The organism is Streptomyces sp. AB3(2024) (assembly GCF_041862025.1).
Lineage (GTDB): Bacteria > Actinomycetota > Actinomycetes > Streptomycetales > Streptomycetaceae > Streptomyces.
In genome coordinates this window covers 1-19,084 of record NZ_JBGWAB010000111.1, presented here as the reverse complement: position 1 = coordinate 19,084, position 19,084 = coordinate 1, and the positions used below count along the sequence as shown (strand labels likewise).

At 73.3% G+C, this 19,084-nt stretch carries 18 protein-coding genes; 10 read left to right on the top strand and 8 right to left on the bottom strand.

Going from position 1 to position 19,084, the window contains the following annotated elements; translation table 11 throughout:
- Window positions 1–3 precede the first annotated feature (3 nt).
- The 4 genes from guaA to ACEPPI_RS31365 all read left to right on the top strand — a co-directional run bounded on the left by guaA (window position 4) and on the right by ACEPPI_RS31365 (window position 4,395).
- Entirely contained in the window at window positions 4–1,596 is a 1,593-nt protein-coding gene (gene guaA, locus ACEPPI_RS31380) for a glutamine-hydrolyzing GMP synthase (RefSeq protein ID WP_371677079.1), read from the top strand.
- A 153-nt stretch (window positions 1,597–1,749) separates the two neighbouring features.
- Window positions 1,750–2,499, top strand: coding sequence for a class II aldolase/adducin family protein (locus ACEPPI_RS31375; RefSeq protein ID WP_373918641.1), 750 nt, complete (start codon window positions 1,750–1,752; stop codon window positions 2,497–2,499).
- A gap of 123 nt (window positions 2,500–2,622) precedes the next feature.
- Window positions 2,623–3,888, top strand: coding sequence for a hypothetical protein (locus ACEPPI_RS31370; protein ID WP_373918640.1), 1,266 nt, complete (start codon window positions 2,623–2,625; stop codon window positions 3,886–3,888).
- 18 nt (window positions 3,889–3,906) lie between these two features.
- Window positions 3,907–4,395, top strand: a complete 489-nt coding sequence (locus ACEPPI_RS31365; RefSeq protein ID WP_373918639.1) for a DoxX family protein — start codon at window positions 3,907–3,909, stop codon at window positions 4,393–4,395.
- Here ACEPPI_RS31365 and ACEPPI_RS31360 read toward each other — a convergent pair.
- Together ACEPPI_RS31360 and ACEPPI_RS31355 are read right to left on the bottom strand one after the other, a co-directional pair.
- Window positions 4,359–4,583, bottom strand: coding sequence for a hypothetical protein (locus ACEPPI_RS31360; protein WP_373918638.1), 225 nt, complete (start codon window positions 4,581–4,583; stop codon window positions 4,359–4,361). The genes ACEPPI_RS31365 and ACEPPI_RS31360 overlap by 37 nt on opposite strands.
- The gene (locus ACEPPI_RS31355; protein WP_373918637.1) at window positions 4,570–5,907 is read right to left on the bottom strand and encodes a PspC domain-containing protein; all 1,338 of its coding nucleotides are present in this window, start codon (window positions 5,905–5,907) and stop codon (window positions 4,570–4,572) included. Before ACEPPI_RS31355 ends, ACEPPI_RS31360 begins: the two co-directional genes overlap by 14 nt.
- A gap of 131 nt (window positions 5,908–6,038) precedes the next feature.
- On the opposite strand from ACEPPI_RS31355, the gene ACEPPI_RS31350 reads away from it, so the two are divergent.
- The 3 genes from ACEPPI_RS31350 to ACEPPI_RS31340 all read left to right on the top strand — a co-directional run bounded on the left by ACEPPI_RS31350 (window position 6,039) and on the right by ACEPPI_RS31340 (window position 9,221).
- Window positions 6,039–7,325: a PspC domain-containing protein gene (locus ACEPPI_RS31350; protein WP_356215103.1), complete on the top strand. Its 1,287-nt coding sequence runs from the start codon at window positions 6,039–6,041 to the stop codon at window positions 7,323–7,325.
- Window positions 7,322–8,020, top strand: coding sequence for a response regulator transcription factor (locus ACEPPI_RS31345; RefSeq protein ID WP_356215101.1), 699 nt, complete (start codon window positions 7,322–7,324; stop codon window positions 8,018–8,020). The genes ACEPPI_RS31350 and ACEPPI_RS31345 overlap by 4 nt, the downstream gene beginning before the upstream one ends.
- An 88-nt stretch (window positions 8,021–8,108) precedes the next feature.
- Window positions 8,109–9,221 (top strand): alpha/beta hydrolase, encoded by a 1,113-nt coding sequence (locus tag ACEPPI_RS31340; protein ID WP_373918636.1) that lies wholly within the window; start codon window positions 8,109–8,111, stop codon window positions 9,219–9,221.
- A gap of 19 nt (window positions 9,222–9,240) precedes the next feature.
- Here ACEPPI_RS31340 and ACEPPI_RS31335 read toward each other — a convergent pair whose 3' ends face one another.
- Both ACEPPI_RS31335 and ACEPPI_RS31330 read right to left on the bottom strand, forming a co-directional pair.
- Complete coding sequence (locus ACEPPI_RS31335) at window positions 9,241–10,299, bottom strand: NlpC/P60 family protein (protein WP_373918635.1); 1,059 nt, start codon at window positions 10,297–10,299, stop codon at window positions 9,241–9,243.
- Window positions 10,300–10,418: 119 nt separating this feature from the next.
- On the bottom strand, window positions 10,419–10,775 hold the full coding sequence (locus ACEPPI_RS31330; RefSeq protein WP_356215095.1) for a hypothetical protein: 357 nt from the start codon (window positions 10,773–10,775) through the stop codon (window positions 10,419–10,421).
- 154 nt (window positions 10,776–10,929) lie between these two features.
- On the opposite strand from ACEPPI_RS31330, the gene ACEPPI_RS31325 reads away from it, so the two are divergent.
- Both ACEPPI_RS31325 and pcrA read left to right on the top strand, forming a co-directional pair.
- Window positions 10,930–11,244 (top strand): ArsR/SmtB family transcription factor, encoded by a 315-nt coding sequence (locus tag ACEPPI_RS31325; RefSeq protein WP_373918633.1) that lies wholly within the window; start codon window positions 10,930–10,932, stop codon window positions 11,242–11,244.
- 129 nt (window positions 11,245–11,373) lie between these two features.
- Window positions 11,374–13,893, top strand: a complete 2,520-nt coding sequence (gene pcrA, locus ACEPPI_RS31320; RefSeq protein WP_373918632.1) for a DNA helicase PcrA — start codon at window positions 11,374–11,376, stop codon at window positions 13,891–13,893.
- On the opposite strand, the gene ACEPPI_RS31315 is transcribed toward pcrA, so the two are convergent.
- From ACEPPI_RS31315 to ACEPPI_RS31305, 3 genes are all read right to left on the bottom strand, one after another.
- Window positions 13,796–15,583 carry a M23 family metallopeptidase gene (locus ACEPPI_RS31315; protein WP_373918631.1) on the bottom strand — a complete coding sequence of 596 codons (1,788 nt, stop codon included), beginning with the start codon at window positions 15,581–15,583 and terminating at the stop codon, window positions 13,796–13,798. The genes pcrA and ACEPPI_RS31315 overlap by 98 nt on opposite strands.
- A gap of 254 nt (window positions 15,584–15,837) precedes the next feature.
- Window positions 15,838–16,209, bottom strand: a complete 372-nt coding sequence (locus ACEPPI_RS31310) for a hypothetical protein (protein WP_373918630.1) — start codon at window positions 16,207–16,209, stop codon at window positions 15,838–15,840.
- 33 nt (window positions 16,210–16,242) lie between these two features.
- Window positions 16,243–17,070, bottom strand: a complete 828-nt coding sequence (locus ACEPPI_RS31305; RefSeq protein WP_373918629.1) for an esterase/lipase family protein — start codon at window positions 17,068–17,070, stop codon at window positions 16,243–16,245.
- Between the two features lie 209 nt (window positions 17,071–17,279).
- Here ACEPPI_RS31305 and ACEPPI_RS31300 point away from each other — a divergent pair, with 209 nt between their 5' ends.
- Window positions 17,280–17,684: a cobalamin B12-binding domain-containing protein gene (locus ACEPPI_RS31300; RefSeq protein ID WP_373918628.1), complete on the top strand. Its 405-nt coding sequence runs from the start codon at window positions 17,280–17,282 to the stop codon at window positions 17,682–17,684.
- A 44-nt stretch (window positions 17,685–17,728) separates the two neighbouring features.
- On the opposite strand, the gene ACEPPI_RS31295 is transcribed toward ACEPPI_RS31300, so the two are convergent.
- The coding region (locus ACEPPI_RS31295; RefSeq protein WP_373918627.1) for a DUF5691 domain-containing protein at window positions 17,729–19,084 on the bottom strand (1,356 nt) is incomplete at its 5' end.

The following is a 19,084-nucleotide window of genomic DNA, read 5'->3' as shown; positions in this document are numbered from 1 at the left end:
CCCGTGCCAGAAGCACCCTCCGCCGCCCACGACAGCGCCCCGGACACGGTTCTCGTCGTCGACTTCGGCGCCCAGTACGCCCAGCTCATCGCCCGCCGCGTCCGCGAGGCACGGGTCTACAGCGAGATCGTGCCCAGCACGATGCCCGTGGCCGAGATGCTCGCCAAGGACCCCAAGGCGATCATCCTCTCCGGCGGTCCGTCCTCCGTGTACGAGGAGGGTGCCCCGCGCCTGGACGACGCCCGCGCCCTCTTCGAGGCCGGCGTCCCCGTCTTCGGCATGTGCTACGGCTTCCAGCTGATGGCGACCACCCTCGGCGGCACCGTCGACAACTCCGGCGCGCGCGAGTACGGCCGCACCCCGCTGGCCGTCTCCAAGTCCGGCTCGACGCTCTTCGAGGGCACCCCCGAGAGCCAGTCGGTGTGGATGTCCCACGGCGACGCCTGCTCCGCCGCCCCCGAGGGCTTCTCGGTCACCGCGTCGACCGACGTCGTCCCGGTCGCGGCCTTCGAGAACGACGAGAAGCGGCTGTACGGGGTCCAGTACCACCCCGAGGTCATGCACTCCACGCACGGCCAGCAGGTGCTGGAGCACTTCCTCTACCGGGGCGCGGGCCTGTCCCCGACCTGGACCACCGGCAACATCGTCGAGGAGCAGATCGCGGCCATCCGCGAGCAGGTCGGCGACAAGCGCGCCATCTGCGGCCTCTCCGGCGGCGTGGACTCCGCCGTCGCCGCGGCCCTCGTGCAGAAGGCCATCGGCTCCCAGCTGACCTGCGTGTACGTCGACCACGGTCTGATGCGCAAGGGTGAGACCGAGCAGGTCGAGAAGGACTTCGTGGCCGCCACCGGCGTCCAGCTGAAGGTCGTCGACGCCCAGGAGCGCTTCCTGAACGCGCTGGCCGGCGTCTCCGACCCGGAGACCAAGCGCAAGATCATCGGCCGTGAGTTCATCCGCGTCTTCGAGCAGGCGCAGCTGGAGATCCTCCAGGAGGACGGCCCGGCGGTGGCCTTCCTGGTGCAGGGCACCCTGTACCCGGACGTCGTCGAGTCCGGCGGCGGCACCGGCACCGCCAACATCAAGTCCCACCACAACGTGGGCGGTCTGCCCGACGACATCGAGTTCGAGCTCGTCGAGCCGCTGCGCCAGCTGTTCAAGGACGAGGTCCGGATGGTCGGCCAGGAGCTCGGCCTGCCCGAGGAGATCGTCCAGCGCCAGCCCTTCCCCGGCCCCGGCCTCGGTATCCGCATCGTCGGCGAGGTCACCAAGGAGCGCCTGGACCTGCTGCGCGAGGCCGACGCCATCGCCCGCCACGAGCTCACCGCGGCCGGCCTGGACCGGGAGATCTGGCAGTGCCCGGTCGTCCTGCTCGCCGACGTCCGCAGCGTGGGCGTCCAGGGCGACGGCCGCACCTACGGCCACCCGATCGTGCTGCGCCCCGTCTCCTCCGAGGACGCCATGACGGCCGACTGGACGCGCATGCCGTACGAGGTCCTCGCCAAGATCTCCACCCGGATCACCAACGAGGTGCCGGACGTGAACCGCGTGGTCCTGGACTGCACGAGCAAGCCCCCGGGCACCATCGAGTGGGAGTAGTCCCCACCGGTACCCGGTAGCCCGTACCGCGTGACGAAGCCGCCGTTCCCCTTCCGGGAGCGGCGGCTTCGCCGCGTGTACGGCCCTTTCTATGGCCTCTTCGGGCGGGCGCGGGTACCTTGCGCCGCGACCTTGGAGTCTGGAGGAACCGACATGGCCGAGCGGCCCGTACCCGTGCCCGTCGAGCGGCTCGGCTTCGCGATGCCGCCGGTCTTCGCCACCGCCGGGGAGACCCGCACCCACCGCAAGGCCCGGCTCGCCGAGGGGCTGCGGCTGCTGGGGCGGCTCGGGTACGAGGACGGGGTGGCCGGCCAGGTCTCCGTACGGGACCCGGAGTTCGAGGACTGCTACTGGGTGAACCCCTTCGGGCGGGCCTTCGGCGCCCTCACCCCCGACGACCTGCTGCTGGTCGACGGGGAGGGGCGGGTGCTCCGCGGGGAGCGGCGCGTGAACCAGCTGGCCTTCGCCGTGCACGCCGCCGTCCACCGGGAACGGCCGCAGGTGGTGGCCGTCGTACGCACGCAGGGCCCGTACGGCAGGGCGCTGGCCTGCCTCGGGGAACTGCTGTCCCCGATCACCGAGGAGGCCTGCGCCTTCTACGAGGACCACGCGCTGCTCGACGAGTTCGCGGGCGCGCAGGACCCGGCGCGGATCGGGCGCGCGCTCGGCCCGTACAAGGCGCTGGTCCTGCGCAACCGCGGGCTGCTGACGGTCGGGGACTCGGTGGAGGCGGCGCTGTGGTGGTTCCTCGCGGCGGAGCGGGCCGCGCAGGTGCAGCTGATCGCGCGGGCGGCCGGGAAGCCGGTGCCCATCGACCACCGCAGTGCCGTGGCCACGCGCGGGCGCTTCGGCTCGGACCTGGCCGCGTGGGTGAGCTACCAGCCGCTGCGGGAGGCGCTCTGAGGGGTGGCGTCAACATCATGAACGGTTAATCACCTGCTCTGACATCGTGCGCAATCCGGAGCACTGCCGCAGTGGTGCACAATTCGCTGGCATTGCACCGGAGTTCAGAGAGGCGGCACGCGCGTGGCTGTCCAAGAGATCCCCCGAAGCACCCACGGCGGCGGCTGCACCTGCGACGACTGCCCCCACGGAGCCCGGGAGGGCCACCGCCGGGCGGTGGCCGCCTTCCTGGAGAAGCGCGACGAGTTCGCCGCCGGACACGGGGTCCCGGCCGCCGTGGCCCACTCCCTCGGCGCCTCCCGCCAGTGGGTGTCCGACGAACTGACCCTGTCCGCCCGCACGGTCGCCGACCGGGGCCGGGAGGCCGGGCACTCCTGGCTGTACCTGCTCTCCCGGCGGGCCGTCCTCGTCCTGTGGATCGCCGCCGGGATCCTGCTGGTGGTGCAGGTCGGCACCGCCCTCGGCACCGGCTGGTCCACCGCCCGCACCGCCGGGCTCCTCGCCGCCGTGGTGCTCGCCGGGCTGCTCACCCTCGCCGCGCGGGCCCAGTCACTGCGCGGCGGGCTGCTGGCCCCGCTGGTCGGCGAGGACAACCGCCTGTCCACCTCCAAGGCGGTCCCGGCGGCCTGGCTGGTGCTGACCTCCTTCGCCGCGCTGCTGCCCGCGCTGCGCCTGGCGGCCTCCTCGCCCGGCCCCGAGCGGGACGCCCTCTACGCCGGGCTCTCACTGGGCCGGGCACTGCCCCTGCTCGCGGTCCTCGGCCTGACCTCCGGGGTGGCGGTGCTGGTGCGCCGGGTGGTCTCCGTACGGATCATGGGGCAGCGGCTCCAGAAGCTGCCGGCGGACCGCCCCTCGGGGGCCGACCTGCTCACCGACGACGCGGGCCGGGGGAGCTTCACCGACGCCCAGTACGTGCTGGTCTCCACCGTGGTGCTGGCCTACGCGGCGGTGTCGCTGGCCCGCTTCCCGGACCGGCTGCCGCGGCTGCCGTGGTCGCTGGCGATGCTCGTGGCGCTGTCGGCGGTGGTCTACCTCGCGGCCAAGTACGCCGAGGGGAGCCGTCCGCTCGTGCTGTCGGTGGTGCGCAGACGGGAGCCCGGGGACCTGGACTCCGCCGTCCGCCCCGGGGACGACATCGAGATCCGGGGCGTGGGCTTCGTACCGCCCGGGGCGCAGACCCCGGAGATGCTCGCCCGGCTGGTGGTGCGGATCGGGGCCGTCCACGTCCACGTGCCGCTGGTTCCGGTGGCGGGCGGATTCACCAATCCGTCGGACGCGGTGCTGACCGTTCCGGTGCCGGCGGAAGTGGAACCGGGGCGCACCGAGGTCCAGGTGGTGACCGCCGCAGGGGTGGAATCCAACCGCTACGCCATCGACGTGGCCGAGTGAACGGGGTACACATGGGGCGTGACCCGAACTGACGTGTCTTCCGGGAAGCGGATCTCCGTTCTCCAGGAGACGGCCTCCCGCCACGCGCTCCTCCCCCTGCGGATCTTCCTCGGCGTGACCTTCGTGTACGCGGGGCTCGACAAGCTCACCGACCCCGCCTTCCTCTCCGCGACCGGTACCGGCTCCATCGGCGAGATCATGCGCGGGGTGCGCGACACCGCCGCCGTCCCGGCCCTGGTGGACCTGGCGCTGAAGGGGCCCGTCGGCTTCGGCATCGCCATCGCGATCGGTGAGATCCTCGTCGGCCTCGGCGTCCTCGCCGGGCTGCTGACCCGGATCGCGGCCGCCGGCGGGGCGTTGATCTCCCTCAGCCTGTGGCTCACGGTGTCCTGGGCGGTCACCCCGTACTACTACGGCAACGACCTGATCTACGTGATGGCCTGGATCCCGCTGGTCATGGCCGGGGCGCCCTACCTGTCGCTGGATTCCCTGCGCCGGTCGCGCTGATCCCGGCGCACCGCGTGGGTGACCGTCCCGACCAGCGCGGCGAGCACGAGCCCGCCCGCGGCCATCGGGACCACCAGGAACCACGGCAGGTCCGTCTCACCGGCCGCGTCGAGCAGGTACAGCCCGCCGACGACGGTCAGCACCAGCCCCGCCAGCAGCCTTCCCGGCTGGAACTCATGACGCCGCACGGGCCACCTCCACCTGTCCCACACCCGCGTCCAGGTGCAGCTCGATCGTCCCGCCGGCCTCGGTGCCGACGGCGGGGGGCAGGGTCGCCCGCCGGGTCTCTCCGCCGCTCTTGATGCGGACGTCGGGGCCGCCCTCCCCGGGGAACTGGATGTCGCCGAGCCGGATCGACACGTCGGCCCGCGCGGTGACCTCCCGGGGCACGACGACCTTCAGCCGGCCCGCGTCGATGGCCGCGCGGACGGAGACGGTGGTGCCCTTCGGCACGTCCAGACGGCTCAGGTCCAAGGTGGCCAGCCCCGTGCCCGAGCGGTACTCGGGACGGACGTCGGCCACCGCCGCCGGGCGCCAGTCGACGTTGTGCCAGTCGGTGCCGATCTCGCGCGGCAGGGCGACCGACACCGCGAGCAGCCCGGCGGTGATCATGCCCAGCAGGACCGTGCCGAAGCCGGTGCGCCCCTTGACGGAGCTGACCGCCAGGCCCAGCCCGAAGACGGCCAGCGCCGCGGCGAGCCCCACCTGGAGGGCGTGCCCGAGCGTGCTGCCGTGCCACACCGAGGCGGTGGCGCCGCCCCCGGCCAGCAGGGCCAGTACGAACACCCGGCCCCCGATGCCGCCGCGCGACCACTGCGCGGCGCCGTTCGCGCGCGGCTTCGCCGGGGCGGCGCCCGGCCGCGTCCGCTCGTCCTCGTCGTCCGGGCCCCACAGGTACCCGGTCGTGCCGACCGGGCCGGTGGTGCCGTCCTTGACCAGCGGGTCCCGCCACCAGGACGGGCTGCCGGGCACGGGTGGCGCCTGCGTCTCCGGCGGCGCGGGCCGGTGCGGCGCGGGCCGGTGCGGGGCGGGGGTCTCCGCCTCCGCCTCGGGGGCCTGCCGGTGGCGCTGCGACCAGTACGAGGCCGCGCCGAGCGCCAGCATGACCAGGACCGAGAAGGCCCCCAGCACCCCGTTGTCCATCAGCGACAGGAACAGGGCGCAGCCGACCAGGGCGCTGAACACCGCCGCCAGGGTGGCACCCTCCACCCGGCCGGTCAGCAGCTTCTTGCCCTCGCTGTCGTCCTCGCCCTCCTGCGGGAGCAGCAGCCACGCGAACCCGTAGAAGATCAGGCCGACGCCGCCGGTGACGGCGAGCACGCCCAGCACGATCCGGAACACCACCGGGTCCAGCCCGAAGTACCGGCCGAGCCCGCCGCACACGCCCGCGAGGACCTTGTCGTGCCTGCTGCGGCGCAGGGGAGGGCGGTCGGCCGGGGCGGGTGCCCCGGGAGCCTCTCCCGGAGTTCGTCCGGGAGGACCCCCGTGCGGAGCGTCGTGTACGTCGGTCATGGGTCCATGGTGACGGGCCGCCCGGCGCCGCGGCACCGGGTCCGACCCTGGCGCAACCCTGATATCCCCCCGGAGGAACTGGGGGACCGCCCTGATGCCGCGTCCCGTCCGCGCGTGTGACCCTTGGTGTCATGCCCGTAGCCGCCGTACCCAGACCCCCGCACGCGCCGGACAGCGAGGACGTCCCCCAGCGCAGGCTCTACCGCAGCGCCGACGGCCGGATGCTCGGCGGTGTCGCCCGCGGCCTCGCCGGCCACCTCGGGCTGCCGGTGATCTGGGTCCGGCTCGCCTTCCTCGGCATGTTCATGTTCGGGGACGGGCTGGGGGTGCTGCTCTACGCGGCGTTCTGGGTGTTCGTCCCGCTCGGCGTGGGCGGCAGCACCGGACACCACTCCTTCTTCGAGGTCCTGCCCGACGGCACCCGGCGCCTGCGCAAGCCCGACAAGGGCGCGGTGTCCGGACTGGTCGCGCTGGCCGTCGGCGCGGGCATCTTCTTCTCCCAGCTCAGCGTCGGCGGCGCCAACGGCCGCTACATCTGGCCGACGCTGCTCGTCGGCGCCGGTGTGGTCCTCGTCTGGCGGCAGGCCGACAACGCCCGCCGCGCCCACTGGAGCGCCGCCGCCGGACGCCACGGGCGCCTGCTCCAGGGGGCCCGCGCGCTGGCCGGGGTGGTCCTCGTCGGCATGGGCCTGACCGTGTTCATCGTCGTACGCGGCTCCGCGGCCCAGCTCGGCAACGTCCTCACCGCCACCCTCGCCGTCCTCGTCGGAGTCGCCCTGCTCGCCGGCCCCTGGCTGATCCGGATGACCCAGGACCTCTCCGAGGAACGCCTGATGCGCATCCGCGCCCAGGAGCGCGCCGAGGTCGCCGCCCACGTCCACGACTCGGTGCTGCACACCCTCACCCTGATCCAGCGCAACGCCGAGGACGTCGGCGAGGTCCGCCGCCTCGCCCGCGCCCAGGAACGGGAGCTGCGCAACTGGCTCTACAAGCCCGAGGGCACCGGCAAGGACGAGGCCGAGGAACCGGCCACCCTCGCGGAGGCCGTGAAGAAGGCGGCCGCCGAGGTCGAGGACCACCACGGCGTCCCCATCGAGGTCGTCGTCGTCGGGGACTGCCCGCTGGACGAGAAGCTGGCCGCCCAGATCCAGGCCGCGCGCGAGGCGATGGTCAACGCCGCCAAGTACGGTGGCGACGGGGGTCCGGTGCAGGTGTACGCGGAGGTCGAGGGCCGCACCGTGTTCGTGTCCGTACGGGACCGCGGTCCGGGCTTCGACATCGACGCGGTACCGGACGACCGCATGGGCGTACGAGAATCGATCATCGGCCGGATGCAGCGCAACGGCGGGACCGCCCGGCTGCGGTCCGCGCCCGACGGCGGCACGGAAGTCGAGCTGGAGATGGAGAGGGCGGCATGACCACCGAGGACAGCGCTGTGAGCGGGACCGAGACCAGGCGGGTGCGGGTCGTGCTCGTCGACGACCACCGGATGTTCCGCGCCGGGGTCCAGGCGGAGATCGGGGAGACCGCGCGGACCGGGGTGGAGGTCGTCGGCGAGGCGGCCGACGTGGACCAGGCCGTCACCGTCATCACCGCCACCCGCCCCGAGGTGGTGCTCCTCGACGTGCACCTGCCCGGCGGCGGCGGGGTGGAGGTGCTGCGGCGCTGCGCCCCGCTGATGGCGGCGGCCGAGAACCCGGTGCGCTTCCTGGCCCTGTCGGTGTCCGACGCCGCCGAGGACGTCATCGGCGTGATCCGCGGCGGTGCCCGCGGCTACGTCACCAAGACCATCACCGGCACCGACCTGGTCCACTCCGTCTACCGGGTCCAGGACGGCGACGCCGTGTTCTCCCCGCGGCTGGCGGGCTTCGTGCTGGACGCCTTCGCCTCCACGGACGCGCCGCCGGTCGACGAGGACCTGGACCGGCTCACCCAGCGCGAGCGCGAGGTGCTGCGGCTGATCGCGCGCGGGTACGCGTACAAGGAGATCGCCAAGCAGCTGTTCATCTCGGTCAAGACCGTCGAGTCGCACGTCTCCGCGGTGCTCCGCAAGCTCCAGCTCTCCAACCGGCACGAACTGACCCGCTGGGCCACCGCCCGCCGCCTGGTGTGAGCCCGCCCCGCCCGGCCCCCGCGATGTGATCCACATCGCGGGGGCCGGGGGCAACCGCGGGGGCGCCCGGCGGGTCTTGGGTGGCGTGATGAGCCTGACGGGGACCCCCCTCTTCGCGGCGGTGGTCGCCCTGACCGTGATCGCCGTCGTCCTGCCGCTGGCCATGTGGAGCAAGGTGCGCGGCCCCGCCGTGGCACGCCTCGCCGTGCGCGGCACGATGGTGGTCTTCGCCCAGACCACCGCCGTGGCACTGGTGTTCGTCGCCATCAACCGGGACATGAACTTCTACGCCAGCTGGGGCGACCTGTTCGGCACCGGCAAGTACGTCACCGCCGCCCCCGACCTCGGCGCCGACGGTCTCGGCGGCAAGAAGGCCGAGGAGGTCAAGGCCGAGCCGAAGGTGCGGCAGAAGTTCGAGCCGGTCGAGGGCCTCGGCGGGCGCGTGCAGAAGACCGAACTGGACGGCGGGATCTCCGGGGTCAAGGGCGACGTCATGGTGTGGCTGCCCCCGCAGTACGACGAACCGGCCTACAAGGACAAGAAGTTCCCGGTGGTCGAGCTCATCCCCGGCATCCCCGGCACGGGCAAGTCCTGGTTCCAGGGGCTCAAGGCGCACGAGGTGCTGGAGCCGCTGATGAAGGAGGGCAAGGTGCAGCCCTTCATCCTCGTCTCCCCGCGCGCCATGCTGCTGGGCAACGCCGACACCGGCTGCGCCAATCTCCCCGGCAAGGTCAACGCCGACAGCTGGTTCAGCGTCGACGTCCGCAAGATGGTCACCGACAACTTCCGCGCCTCCGACGAGGCCCGCACGTGGGGCGTGGCCGGGTACTCGGCCGGCGCGTACTGCGCGGCCAAGCTGGCGGTCCTGCACCCCGACCGCTACAGCGCGGCCGTGTCCCTCTCCGGGTACAACGACCCCGGCCAGGAGCCCTCGTCGCTGGTCGCGAAGGATCCCGAGCTGCGCCGCACCCACAACCTGAAGAACCTCCTCCAGGCCGCGCCCACCCCGCCGGCGGTCTCGCTGTGGATGTCGGGGGCGGAGCAGGACGGCTACCTGTCCGGTATGGACCTCAAGGGGCTCGCGAAGAGCCCGACCGCGGTGCACGCGGAGAAGGTGACCGGCGGCCACAACCTGGAGTCCTGGTCGAAGCAGATCCCGCAGACCTTCGACTGGCTGAGCAAGACGGTCAAGGCGCCGTAGCCGCAGGGCTCCGGGGCCGCTACGCCGGGCGGGAGGCGCCCGCCCACGGCATCGAGTCCACCGGCGCGAGGCGGACCGTCGAGCCGGGGCGCGGGGCGTGGATCATCTGGCCGTTGCCGACGTACATGCCGACGTGGGTGACCCCGGAGTAGAAGAAGACCAGGTCCCCGGGGGCGAGTCCGTCCCGGGTGACGCGCTGTCCGGCGTTGATCTGGGTGTAGGTGGTCCGGGGCAGGGAGACCCCGGCCGACTTCCAGGCCGCCTGGGTCAGGCCCGAGCAGTCGTAGGAGCCCGGTCCGGTCGCGCCCCACACGTACGGCTTGCCGATCGCGGCGTACGCGAAGGCCACCGCCCGTGCGGCGCGGGAGCCGTCGGAGGGAGTCGGCGGGGCGGGGGTCCGGGCGCCGGGGACGCCGGCCGGTGCGGGGGCGGCGCCGCCCCCGGACAGGGCTTCGTAGGCGGCCCGTTCCTCGGCGGTGAGCAGGGCCAGGAGGCGCTGCGCGGTGGCGAGCTTCCCCTCGATGACGGCCTTCTGCCCGGCCAGCTCGTCCTGCCGGGCCCGCAGGTCCGCGAGCTCCCCGGAGGCCTTGTCGCGCAGCTGCCCGATCTCGTCGAGGCCGCGCCGTACGGAGGCCACGTCGGCGGCGGTGCGGTCGCCGGCGCGGGTCAGGAGGGAGGCCCGCTCCAGGTAGTCCTGCGGGTCGGTGGCCATGGCCAGCTGCAGGGCCGGGCCGAGGCCGCCGCTGCGGTACTGGGTCGCGGCCACCGCGCCGAGCGAGCGGCGGGCGGTGTTGAGGCGGTCCTCCTTGCGGGCGGCCTCGTCGCGCAGGCCGGTCAGCGCGCGCTCGGCCTCGTCGGCCTTCACCTTCGCCCCGTTGTACCGCTCCGTCGCCGCCTCGGCGTCCCCGTAGAGCCGGTCGACCTCCGCCTTGACCTGGGCGGGGGTGGGGCGGGGGTCGGCGTGCGAGGTGCCTTCGAAGGCGGTGGCGGTGGCAGCGCCCGCGAGGGCGAGGGTGGCGGCGGTCCGTACGGTGCCGCCGGTGAGCGGGCGCTGCCGGGGCTTTCGATGACTGGCCACGGGGGCCTCACGTCCTTCCGTCGGTCTTGGGGGAGGACGCTAAACCCGGAGGTAACGGGGCGATGACGAGTTGCCCCGAACTGGCCGTCTCCGACCGCGGATGACCGGGAAGGGGCGGATCAGTGCCAGAGGACGGCGATAAAGATGTTGGCGACGGTCAGTCCGCCGACCGCGGCGAAGAGGCCCTTCTCCGCGCGCTCCTCGTCGCGCTTGACGTAGACGATCGCCAGGATCACGAAGAGGACCGCGAGCTTCACGCCGATCTTGACGTGGTTCAGGGGGGCGCCGTCGCCCATCTCGCGGAAGCCCACCAGCAGGACGCCGGTTATGAGCATGGTGAGCGCGCCGTGCAGCATCGCGGGCACGAAGCGGGCGGTGCCGGCGCCCATGGCCTTCATCTGGGTGAGGAAACCGCCGAGGAGGGAGGCGATGCCGATGATGTGCAGGCCGACGAAGGCGTTGGTGAGGACAGTCATGCCGTCGAGCGTACGGGGCGGCCCCCGGGCCCCCGACGGCGGTGTCCGGGCGGGGCCGGGGGCCCGTGGCGGCGGTGTCCGGGCGGGGCCGGGGGCCCGTGGCGGGGTGTCCGGGCGGGGCCGGTCCCGTGGCGGACCTGCGTAGGGTGGTCCCATGCCGCCCGCCCCCGCCGCCGAGCCGACCCATCCCGCCGCCGACCGGATCGAGCTGGCCGCGGTCCTCGCGGCGCTGGGCCACCCCGCCCGGCTGGAGATCGTCCGCAGGCTGGCCGCCGGCGAGGAGTCCTGCTGCGGGGACGTGGTCCCCGACCTGCCGCGCTCCAGCGTCACCCACCACATCAGGACCCTGCGCGAGAGCGGCGTGATCCTCCAGCACCCGCGCGGCCGCAGGCACCTGCTCGCCCTGCGCCGCACGGACCTCGACGCCCGCTTCCCCGGCCTGCTGGACGTCGTGCTGCGGGCCGGCTAGCCGCTCCCGGGGGCCCGGCCGGTGCCGGGGTCCCCGGCCCGGCGGAGCCGTCGCGCTCGCGTACGGATTCCGACCGATTTCCCGGCGGCGGGACCGGTTGTCGGTCCCGGCCTCTAAACTCGGAAGGCGATGAGCAGCCTCTTTGACGACAGTTTCCTGGCGGACCTCACCCCCTCCGACGAGGTGCCGCCCCCGCCCGAGGACCACCCCGCCCCGGAGCCGGGCGCGGACGACCTCTTCGGGGGCCGGTTCGACGTGCCCATGAGCGGGGACGCGTACTACCGGGACGGCGCCCCCCGGCCCGTCATCGACCCGGCGACGCTCCTGGACGGGCTGAACACCGAGCAGGCCGCCGCCGTGGTGCACGCGGGATCGCCGCTGCTCATCGTGGCCGGCGCCGGTTCCGGCAAGACCCGGGTGCTGACCCACCGCATCGGACACCTGCTGTCCGCGCGCGGCGTCCACCCCGGCCAGATCCTGGCGATCACCTTCACCAACAAGGCCGCCGGTGAGATGAAGGAGCGCGTCGAGGGCCTCGTCGGCCCGCGCGCCAACGCCATGTGGGTCTCGACCTTCCACAGCGCGTGCGTGCGGATCCTGCGCCGCGAGTCGAAGCGGCTCGGCTTCACCTCCTCGTTCTCGATCTACGACGCGGCCGACTCGAAGCGCCTGATGGCGCTCGTCTGCCGCGACCTGGACCTGGACCCGAAGAAGTTCCCGCCCAAGTCCTTCAACGCCAAGATCTCGAACCTCAAGAACGAGCTGATCGACGAGGACGCCTTCGCGGCGCAGGCGGCAGGGGGCACCTCCCAGACGGAGTCTGGGGGAGGATTCGAGAAGACCCTGGCCCAGGCGTACGCGATGTACCAGGGCCGGCTGCGCGAGGCCAACGCGCTCGACTTCGACGACATCATCATGACCACCGTCCACCTGCTCCAGGCCTTCCCGGACGTCGCCGAGCACTACCGGCGCCGCTTCCGCCACGTGCTGGTCGACGAGTACCAGGACACCAACCACGCCCAGTACACCCTCGTGCGCGAGCTCGTCGGCCCCGGCTACCCGGACCTGCCGCCCGCGGAACTGTGCGTGGTGGGTGACGCCGACCAGTCGATCTACGCCTTCCGCGGCGCGACGATCCGCAACATCCTCCAGTTCGAGGAGGACTACAAGGACGCGACCACGATCCTGCTGGAGCAGAACTACCGCTCCACGCAGACGATCCTGTCCGCCGCCAACGCCGTCATCGAGCGCAACGAGAACCGCCGCGCGAAGAACCTGTGGACCCAGGCCGGCTCCGGCTCGGTGATCACCGGCTACGTCGCGGACACCGAGCACGACGAGGCCCAGTTCGTCGCCGACGAGATCGACCGGCTCACCGACGCCGGCGACGCCAAGGCCGGCGACGTGGCGATCTTCTACCGGACCAACGCGCAGTCGCGCGTGTTCGAGGAGATCTTCATCCGCGTCGGACTGCCCTACAAGGTCGTCGGCGGCGTCCGCTTCTACGAGCGCAAGGAGGTCCGGGACGTCCTGGCCTACCTGCGCGTCCTGGCGAACCCCGAGGACAACGTCCCGCTCCGGCGCATCCTGAACGTGCCCAAGCGCGGCATCGGCGAGCGGGCCGAAGCGATGGTCGACGCGCTCGCGCTGCGCGAGAAGATCACCTTCCCGCAGGCCCTGCGCCGCGTGGACGAGGCCTTCGGCATGGCCGCCCGCTCCACCAACGCCGTCAAGCGGTTCAACGTGCTGATGGAGGAGCTGCGGACCATCGTCGACTCCGGCGCCGGCCCGGCCGTGGTGCTGGAGGCGGTCCTGGAACGCACGGGGTACCTCGCCGAACTCCAGGCCTCGACCGACCCGCAGGACGAGACGCGCATCGAGAACCTCCAGGAACTCGCCGCCGTGGCCCTGGAGTTCGAGCAGGCCCGGGACGAGTCCAACCCCGGAACCCTCGCCGAGTTCCTGGAACAGGTCGCGCTCGTCGCCGACTCCGACCAGATCCCCGACGAGGACGAGGACGGCAGTGGCGTCATCACGCTGATGACCCTGCACACCGCCAAGGGCCTGGAGTTCCCGGTGGTCTTCCTGACGGGCATGGAGGACGGGGTCTTCCCGCACATGCGCGCGCTCGGGCAGACCAAGGAACTGGAGGAGGAACGCCGCCTCGCCTACGTCGGCATCACCCGTGCCCGCGAGCGGCTGTACCTGACCCGCTCCAGCATGCGCAGCGCCTGGGGCACCCCCTCGTACAACCCGCCCTCGCGGTTCCTGGAGGAGATCCCGGACGAGTACCTCCAGTGGAAGCGGACGGGTGCCTCGCAGAAGCCGGCGGGACCGGTGCGCGGCTCCGGGTACGGCTCGTCCTCGTCCTCGTCGTCCGGTGGCAGGTCCTCGTTCGGGACCTCGCCCGAGGCGTTCCTGTCCTCGTCGCGTACGAAGTCGGGCCCGTCCGGGTTCGCCACGCGCCGCGCCGCCGACAAGCCGGTCATCGCGCTGGCCGTCGGGGACCGGGTCACGCACGACCAGTTCGGGCTGGGCACCGTGATGGAGGTCAGGGGAGCCGGCGCGGACGCTCAGGCCACCATCGACTTCGGGGACGCCAAGCCGAAGCGGCTCCTGCTGCGCTACGCGCCGGTCCAGAAGCTGTAGCGGGGGCGGCCGTCAGGCCTCGCCGGGTCCGACGGGTCGGGTCCGACGGGTCGGGTCCGACGGCTCCGGCGCGTCCGGTGGCTGCGGCCGTCGGTCGCGCAGGGCGTTTGCGTCGGGTGGCTACGTCGGGTCCAGGCCGTGGGGGGGGGGGGGGGGGGGGGGGGGGGGGGGGGGGGGGGGGGGGGGGGGGTGTGTGGGGCGCCCCCCCCCGCCCCCCCCCCCCCCCCCCCCCCCACGAGGTGGGGTCGAGCGCGGCGCCGGCGCCGGGCCGTACCTCGAAGTGGAGGTGCGGGCCGGTGGAGTTGCCCGAGTTGCCGGAGTAGGCGATGACATCGCCGGCCTGGACCTTGCCGGACCGGATCTTGGTGCTGCTGAGGTGGCAGTACCAGGTCTCGGTGCCGTCGGGCGAGGTCACTATGGCCATGTTCCCGTAGGCGCTGTTCCACTGGGTGCGCACGGTGCCGTCGGTGGCGGCCATGACCGGGGTTCCGTAGGAGACCGGGAAGTCGATGCCGGTGTGTACCGACATCCACATGCCGCCGGCCTGTCCGAACCCGGCGCTCAGGCCGTGCTGGGTGACCGGGATCGCGAACTTGGGGCGGGCCGCCTCCTTGGCCGCCGCCTCCTCGGCCCGCTTCTTCTTCTCGTCTTCCTGGCGCTGCTTGAGGTCGATGCGCTCCTGGGTGCGGCTCGCGCGGTCCGCGAAGTCGCCCGCGTCGGCGCTGAGCGCGACCAGCTGCGTGTCGAGCTTGTTGTTCGCCGCGACCGGCTTCACCGACGCGGGGTCGGCGGCGGCCATGGTGGTCGGCGCCTCGGCCGGCTTGTCGGTGCCGGTGAGTCCGCCGACGGAAGCGGCGGCGACGCCCGCGACCCCCATCACGCAGACGGAGGGAACAGCCACGGTCAGCAGGGCGGACCGCTTGGCGGGGGAGCGGCGACGGTTGCCGGAGTGGGTTTCCCCGTCACTGCCCTTGGTCTTGCTCCTGCCGCTCTTGGCGTTGTTCTTGGCGGCGTTCCTGCCCGTGGCGCGGCGCGCCGCGCGCGGTTCGGCGGGGGTGACGGGCATGGCCTGCGTGGGCAGGTCGTGCACGACGTCCGTGGACTCGGGCTCCTCCTCGACCGTGAAGGCGAGGGGCTCGAAGACGGAGGTCTCGTCGTCGGCGTAGTGATCGCCGTAGGGATCGGTCCCGTCGTACGGATCCGCTCCGGCTCCGGCGCCGGACGCGGGGACGGCCGGGACGACGGTCGTGGCGTCGTAGCCGGCGTAGGTGTCGGCGGCCGGGTCCGTGGCGCCGCCGCCGTTCCAGGCGGTGGCGTCGTAGGTGCCGGTGTCCTGACCGTAGCCGGGGAGGGGCCAATGTCCGCTCTGGTCCACGCCGGTGGGGTCGTAGGCGAAGGCCGCGGGCGACGAGGCGTAGTCGGTGGCCGGTGCGCTCCAGGCGCCGGTGTCCGCTCCCCAGCCGCCGGTTCCGGTCGTGTCCTCGGGGACGCCCTGGGCGGGGACGCCGGCGAGGTGGTTCTCCTGCGGGGCCCAGGCGGTGGTGTCGTACGAGCCGGTGTTCGCGGACGCGTCGTAGGCGCCGCCGATGCCGTAGTCCGTGACGTACTGGTAGCCCTGACCCTGCGTTTCGTAGGAAACGTATGCCTGGTCACCAGCGAAAGTGGTGGTGGAAAGGCCGTCGTATCCCATTTCGGGATACTGGCCCGACGTCGGGCGGTCGTTCACCAACTTCTCTTTCGCCTCGGCAGTGGGGGGCCTGGGTGGCCGGGAACTCAAGGTTCACCGGAGGAGAGCAGTGGCGTGACTGTACCCGGCGGTTACTCACCACGACAATCTTCGGCGGGTTCCGGTCTCGGGGGAACCGGGCATTCGGCGGCCTTTCGGTCGTCGAATCGCCGAGCCTTGGCCTTGAGTTCGAAATCCGTTCGAGTTTCGTTCGTCCGTCAGGCGGTGTCGGACGAGGCCAGCGCCAGGAGCAGGACGAACGGCACGGGTATGAGCGCGGCCGACCCCAGCCAGACCCGCCGCCGCTCCTTCGGGGGCAGGACGGCGTCGATGACGAGGACCGCGCCGATCAGCAGCACGCCGGTCACGACCAGCAGGAACAGAACGCCCGTGGAGTGGTCGAGGGTGGTGTAGTCGCAGTTGCGCAGGTTCGGATCGGCGAGGTCGTCCGTGCTGTGGCAGTCCATGGGCAGGTACTCGGTCACCACCCACCACAGGAGGTGGAAGGGGACGATCGCGGGCACGCCGAGAGCCAGGTTGGCCAGACCCGCCGCCCACAGTCCGCGGCGCGGCGCGCTGTCGGTGCCCATGCGTCCTCCCCGGTGCGCGGACCTCTCGGAGGCTCAGATGGCCCGGCTCTCCCCTTCGGTTCCCGTGGGGCGGAGGTTTTCGGTGGGACGGGCGGCGGCAGCGCCGTCCGTGGCGCGGACCGGGCCGTCGAGCGCGCGGCGGACGGCGGTGATGACGGCCGGGTGGACGGGCAGCGCGAGGTGCCCGATGCCCATGACCTGGATGTTCGTCGCGTCCAGGTCCGGGTGCTCGATCCGCGCCGTGCCGGTGGGCGCCATCAGCGCGTCGAACTCGCTCCAGAACGCCACGCAGCGGGTCCGGCAGCCGGGCACGGGCGCGCGGAGCTCCGCCATCACCTCGGAATCCGGACGCATCTGGCGGACCAGCGGGTGCGCGTCCATGAAGGGGGCCACACGGGTCCCCTCGTGCGGGGTGCCCAGGGTGACCAGGGTGCGCACGCGCGCGTCGCCGCCGAGCCGCTGGACGTAGTACCGGCCGACCAGTCCGCCGAGACTGTGGCCGACGAGGTCCACCCGCTCCTGCCCGCTGCGCTCGCACAGCTCCTCCACGCGGCGGGCCAGGTGGCGGGCGGTGACGCGCAGATCGCGGGTGAAGGGGGAGTAGTTGTACGTCTCCACGCGGCGCCGGCCGCCCGCGCCGAGGGCGCGGCGCAGCAGGACGAAGACGGAGCGGTTGTCGGTGAAGCCGTGCAGGAGCAGCACGGGCGGGAGCGCCGCGGGGCCGTCGGCCGGCGGGTCCTCCGACCGCACCCCTGTGGGGTAGAGGAGCAGGTGTCCGGCGAGCACCACCGCCTCCAGCAGCGCGGCCCGCAGTGCGGCACCCGTCCGCGGTACGGGCGGCGGCGCGGTCATCAGCCCCATGGACGGCCTCCCCTGGACCTCTTGGGTGCGGGGCCGTGCCGCCGACACGGCCCCGTCACCGTGCCGCGCGGCTGTCGGCACGGTGACGGGGCGACCGGGCGGTGGTGAATCAGCGGCGTCCCACGTGTGATTTCCCCCTCGTGGTTGACCGCGAAACGGCGGCGTGCGCAATGCTGTACTTAACGTTCGTTCACTCGGGAGGCAGTGCGATGGGTGTGACCGGTCCGATCCGTGTGGTGGTGGCCAAGCCGGGTCTCGACGGCCACGACCGCGGCGCCAAGGTGATCGCGCGGGCGCTGCGGGACGCCGGCATGGAGGTCATCTACACCGGCCTCCACCAGACTCCCGAGCAGATCGTGGACACCGCGATCCAGGAGGACGCGGACGCCATCGGCCTCTCGATCCTCTCCGGGGCGCACAACACGCTGTTCGTGCGCGTCCTCGAACTCCTCAAGGAGCGCGACGCCGCGGACATCAAGGTCTTCGGCGGCGGGATCATCCCCGAGGACGACATCGCCCCGCTCAAGGCCAAGGGCGTCGCGGAGATCTTCACCCCGGGTGCCACGACCACCGCCATCGTCGACTGGGTCAACGCGAACGTCCGCCAGGCGTAATCCGTCCGGTCGGTGTCCCGCCCCGCTTCCCGCCCTCCGGCGCGTCAGGCGGGCGGGACCAGCTCGGTGAGCATCGCCGCGCGCAGGCGGAGGGTGGCCACCAGTCTCTGGAAGGCTTCCGACCAGTACGCGGCGGCGCCCGGGGAGGCGTCCTGCGGATCCTCCCCGACGGCGGTCAGGGCTTCCAGGCGGGGCGCCTCGGCGGGAGCGAGGCAGCGTTCCGCCAGGCCCATCACCCCGCTGAAGCTCCACGGGTAGCTGCCCGCCTCGCGCGCCGCGTCCAGGGCGTCGACCACCGCCCGGCCCAGCGCCCCGGCCCAGGGGACCCGGCAGACGCCGAGCAGCTGGAAGGCCTCCGACAGGCCGTGCGCCCGCACGAACTCCGCCACCCAGTCGGCGCGTTCCCCCTCGGGCAGGGTCTCCAGCAGCTTCGCCCGTTCCGCCAGCGAGGCGGTACCCGGGCCCGCCGCGGGCGGTGCGGACGCAGGGCCGAGCAGGGCCTTCGACCACCGTGGATCCCGCTGGCGCACCGCCGCCCGGCACCAGGCCGCATGCAGCTCTTCCGCCCAGCCCCCGGGCACCGGCAGCGCCACGATCCCGGCCGGGTCGAGCCCCCCGAACCGCTCCGGCCAGCAGGACAGGGGAGCCGCCTCCACCAGCTGGCCCAGCCACCACGCCCGTTCCCCGCGTCCCGCGGGCGGCCGCTTGACGACCCCGTCGCGCAGCATCCCCGCATCGCACTCGGCGGGCGGTTCGACGGCGCCCGGGCCCACGCAGGCCAGCGCCCGTTCGGCCATCCGCGCGGCGAGCGCCGAACCCGGCAGGGCGGAGAGCAGTTCGGCGGCGGTCGCCCGGACGTTGCGGCTGCGGTCGGCCAGTGCCGCTTCCAGGAAGGGCTCGTCCGCCCCGGAGAGCCCGGTCCTGAGCGAGTCGAGGAACATCAGCCGGTCCTCGGCCCGTTCGGTGGGCCAGGTCGTGGTCAGCAGCCGGGTCGCGGCCGCCGCCTCGTGCGCCCGGACGATGCCGAGCAGGGCGACCCGTTCCGCGAACAGTCCCTCCTCCCAGAGCCGTTCCACCGCCCGGCCGTCCGCCGGGTCGGGCAGGCCCCCGCCGCCGCCCGCCGCCCCGCGCAGCGCGAACCGCCAGTCCGGGTTCATCCGGGCCAGCCACAGCCCCCGGACCCCGGCCAGGGCCAGGGCCTGTGGGCGCAGGTCGGTCCGGGCCCGCGCCGCGTCCAGCAGCGCCGGGAGCAGTGCCTCCGGAGCGCGGTAGCCGTGCCGGCCGGCCGCGGCCAGCCACTGCGGGAGCAGTTCCGTCAGATCCGGGGCGGCCCCCCGCCGCCCGCCGCCGGCCGCGGCGGTGCGGCCCGCCAGCAGCTGGGCGAGCCGCCGCCGGGCGGC

Excerpts from the sequence above, each read along its gene's own strand:
- pcrA (WP_373918632.1), top strand. The coding sequence starts at position 11,374 with ATGAGCAGCCTCTTTGACGACAGTTTCCTGGCGGACCTCACCCCCTCC.
- ACEPPI_RS31340 (WP_373918636.1), top strand. The coding sequence starts at position 8,109 with ATGAGCCTGACGGGGACCCCCCTCTTCGCGGCGGTGGTCGCCCTGACC.
- ACEPPI_RS31300 (WP_373918628.1), top strand. The coding sequence starts at position 17,280 with ATGGGTGTGACCGGTCCGATCCGTGTGGTGGTGGCCAAGCCGGGTCTC.
- ACEPPI_RS31350 (WP_356215103.1), top strand. The coding sequence starts at position 6,039 with ATGCCCGTAGCCGCCGTACCCAGACCCCCGCACGCGCCGGACAGCGAG.
- ACEPPI_RS31375 (WP_373918641.1), top strand. The coding sequence starts at position 1,750 with ATGGCCGAGCGGCCCGTACCCGTGCCCGTCGAGCGGCTCGGCTTCGCG.
- ACEPPI_RS31305 (WP_373918629.1), bottom strand. The coding sequence starts at position 17,070 with ATGGGGCTGATGACCGCGCCGCCGCCCGTACCGCGGACGGGTGCCGCA.
- ACEPPI_RS31330 (WP_356215095.1), bottom strand. The coding sequence starts at position 10,775 with ATGACTGTCCTCACCAACGCCTTCGTCGGCCTGCACATCATCGGCATC.
- ACEPPI_RS31310 (WP_373918630.1), bottom strand. The coding sequence starts at position 16,209 with ATGGGCACCGACAGCGCGCCGCGCCGCGGACTGTGGGCGGCGGGTCTG.
- ACEPPI_RS31355 (WP_373918637.1), bottom strand. The coding sequence starts at position 5,907 with ATGACCGACGTACACGACGCTCCGCACGGGGGTCCTCCCGGACGAACT.
- ACEPPI_RS31345 (WP_356215101.1), top strand. The coding sequence starts at position 7,322 with ATGACCACCGAGGACAGCGCTGTGAGCGGGACCGAGACCAGGCGGGTG.
- ACEPPI_RS31325 (WP_373918633.1), top strand. The coding sequence starts at position 10,930 with ATGCCGCCCGCCCCCGCCGCCGAGCCGACCCATCCCGCCGCCGACCGG.
- ACEPPI_RS31315 (WP_373918631.1), bottom strand. The coding sequence starts at position 15,583 with ATGGGATACGACGGCCTTTCCACCACCACTTTCGCTGGTGACCAGGCA.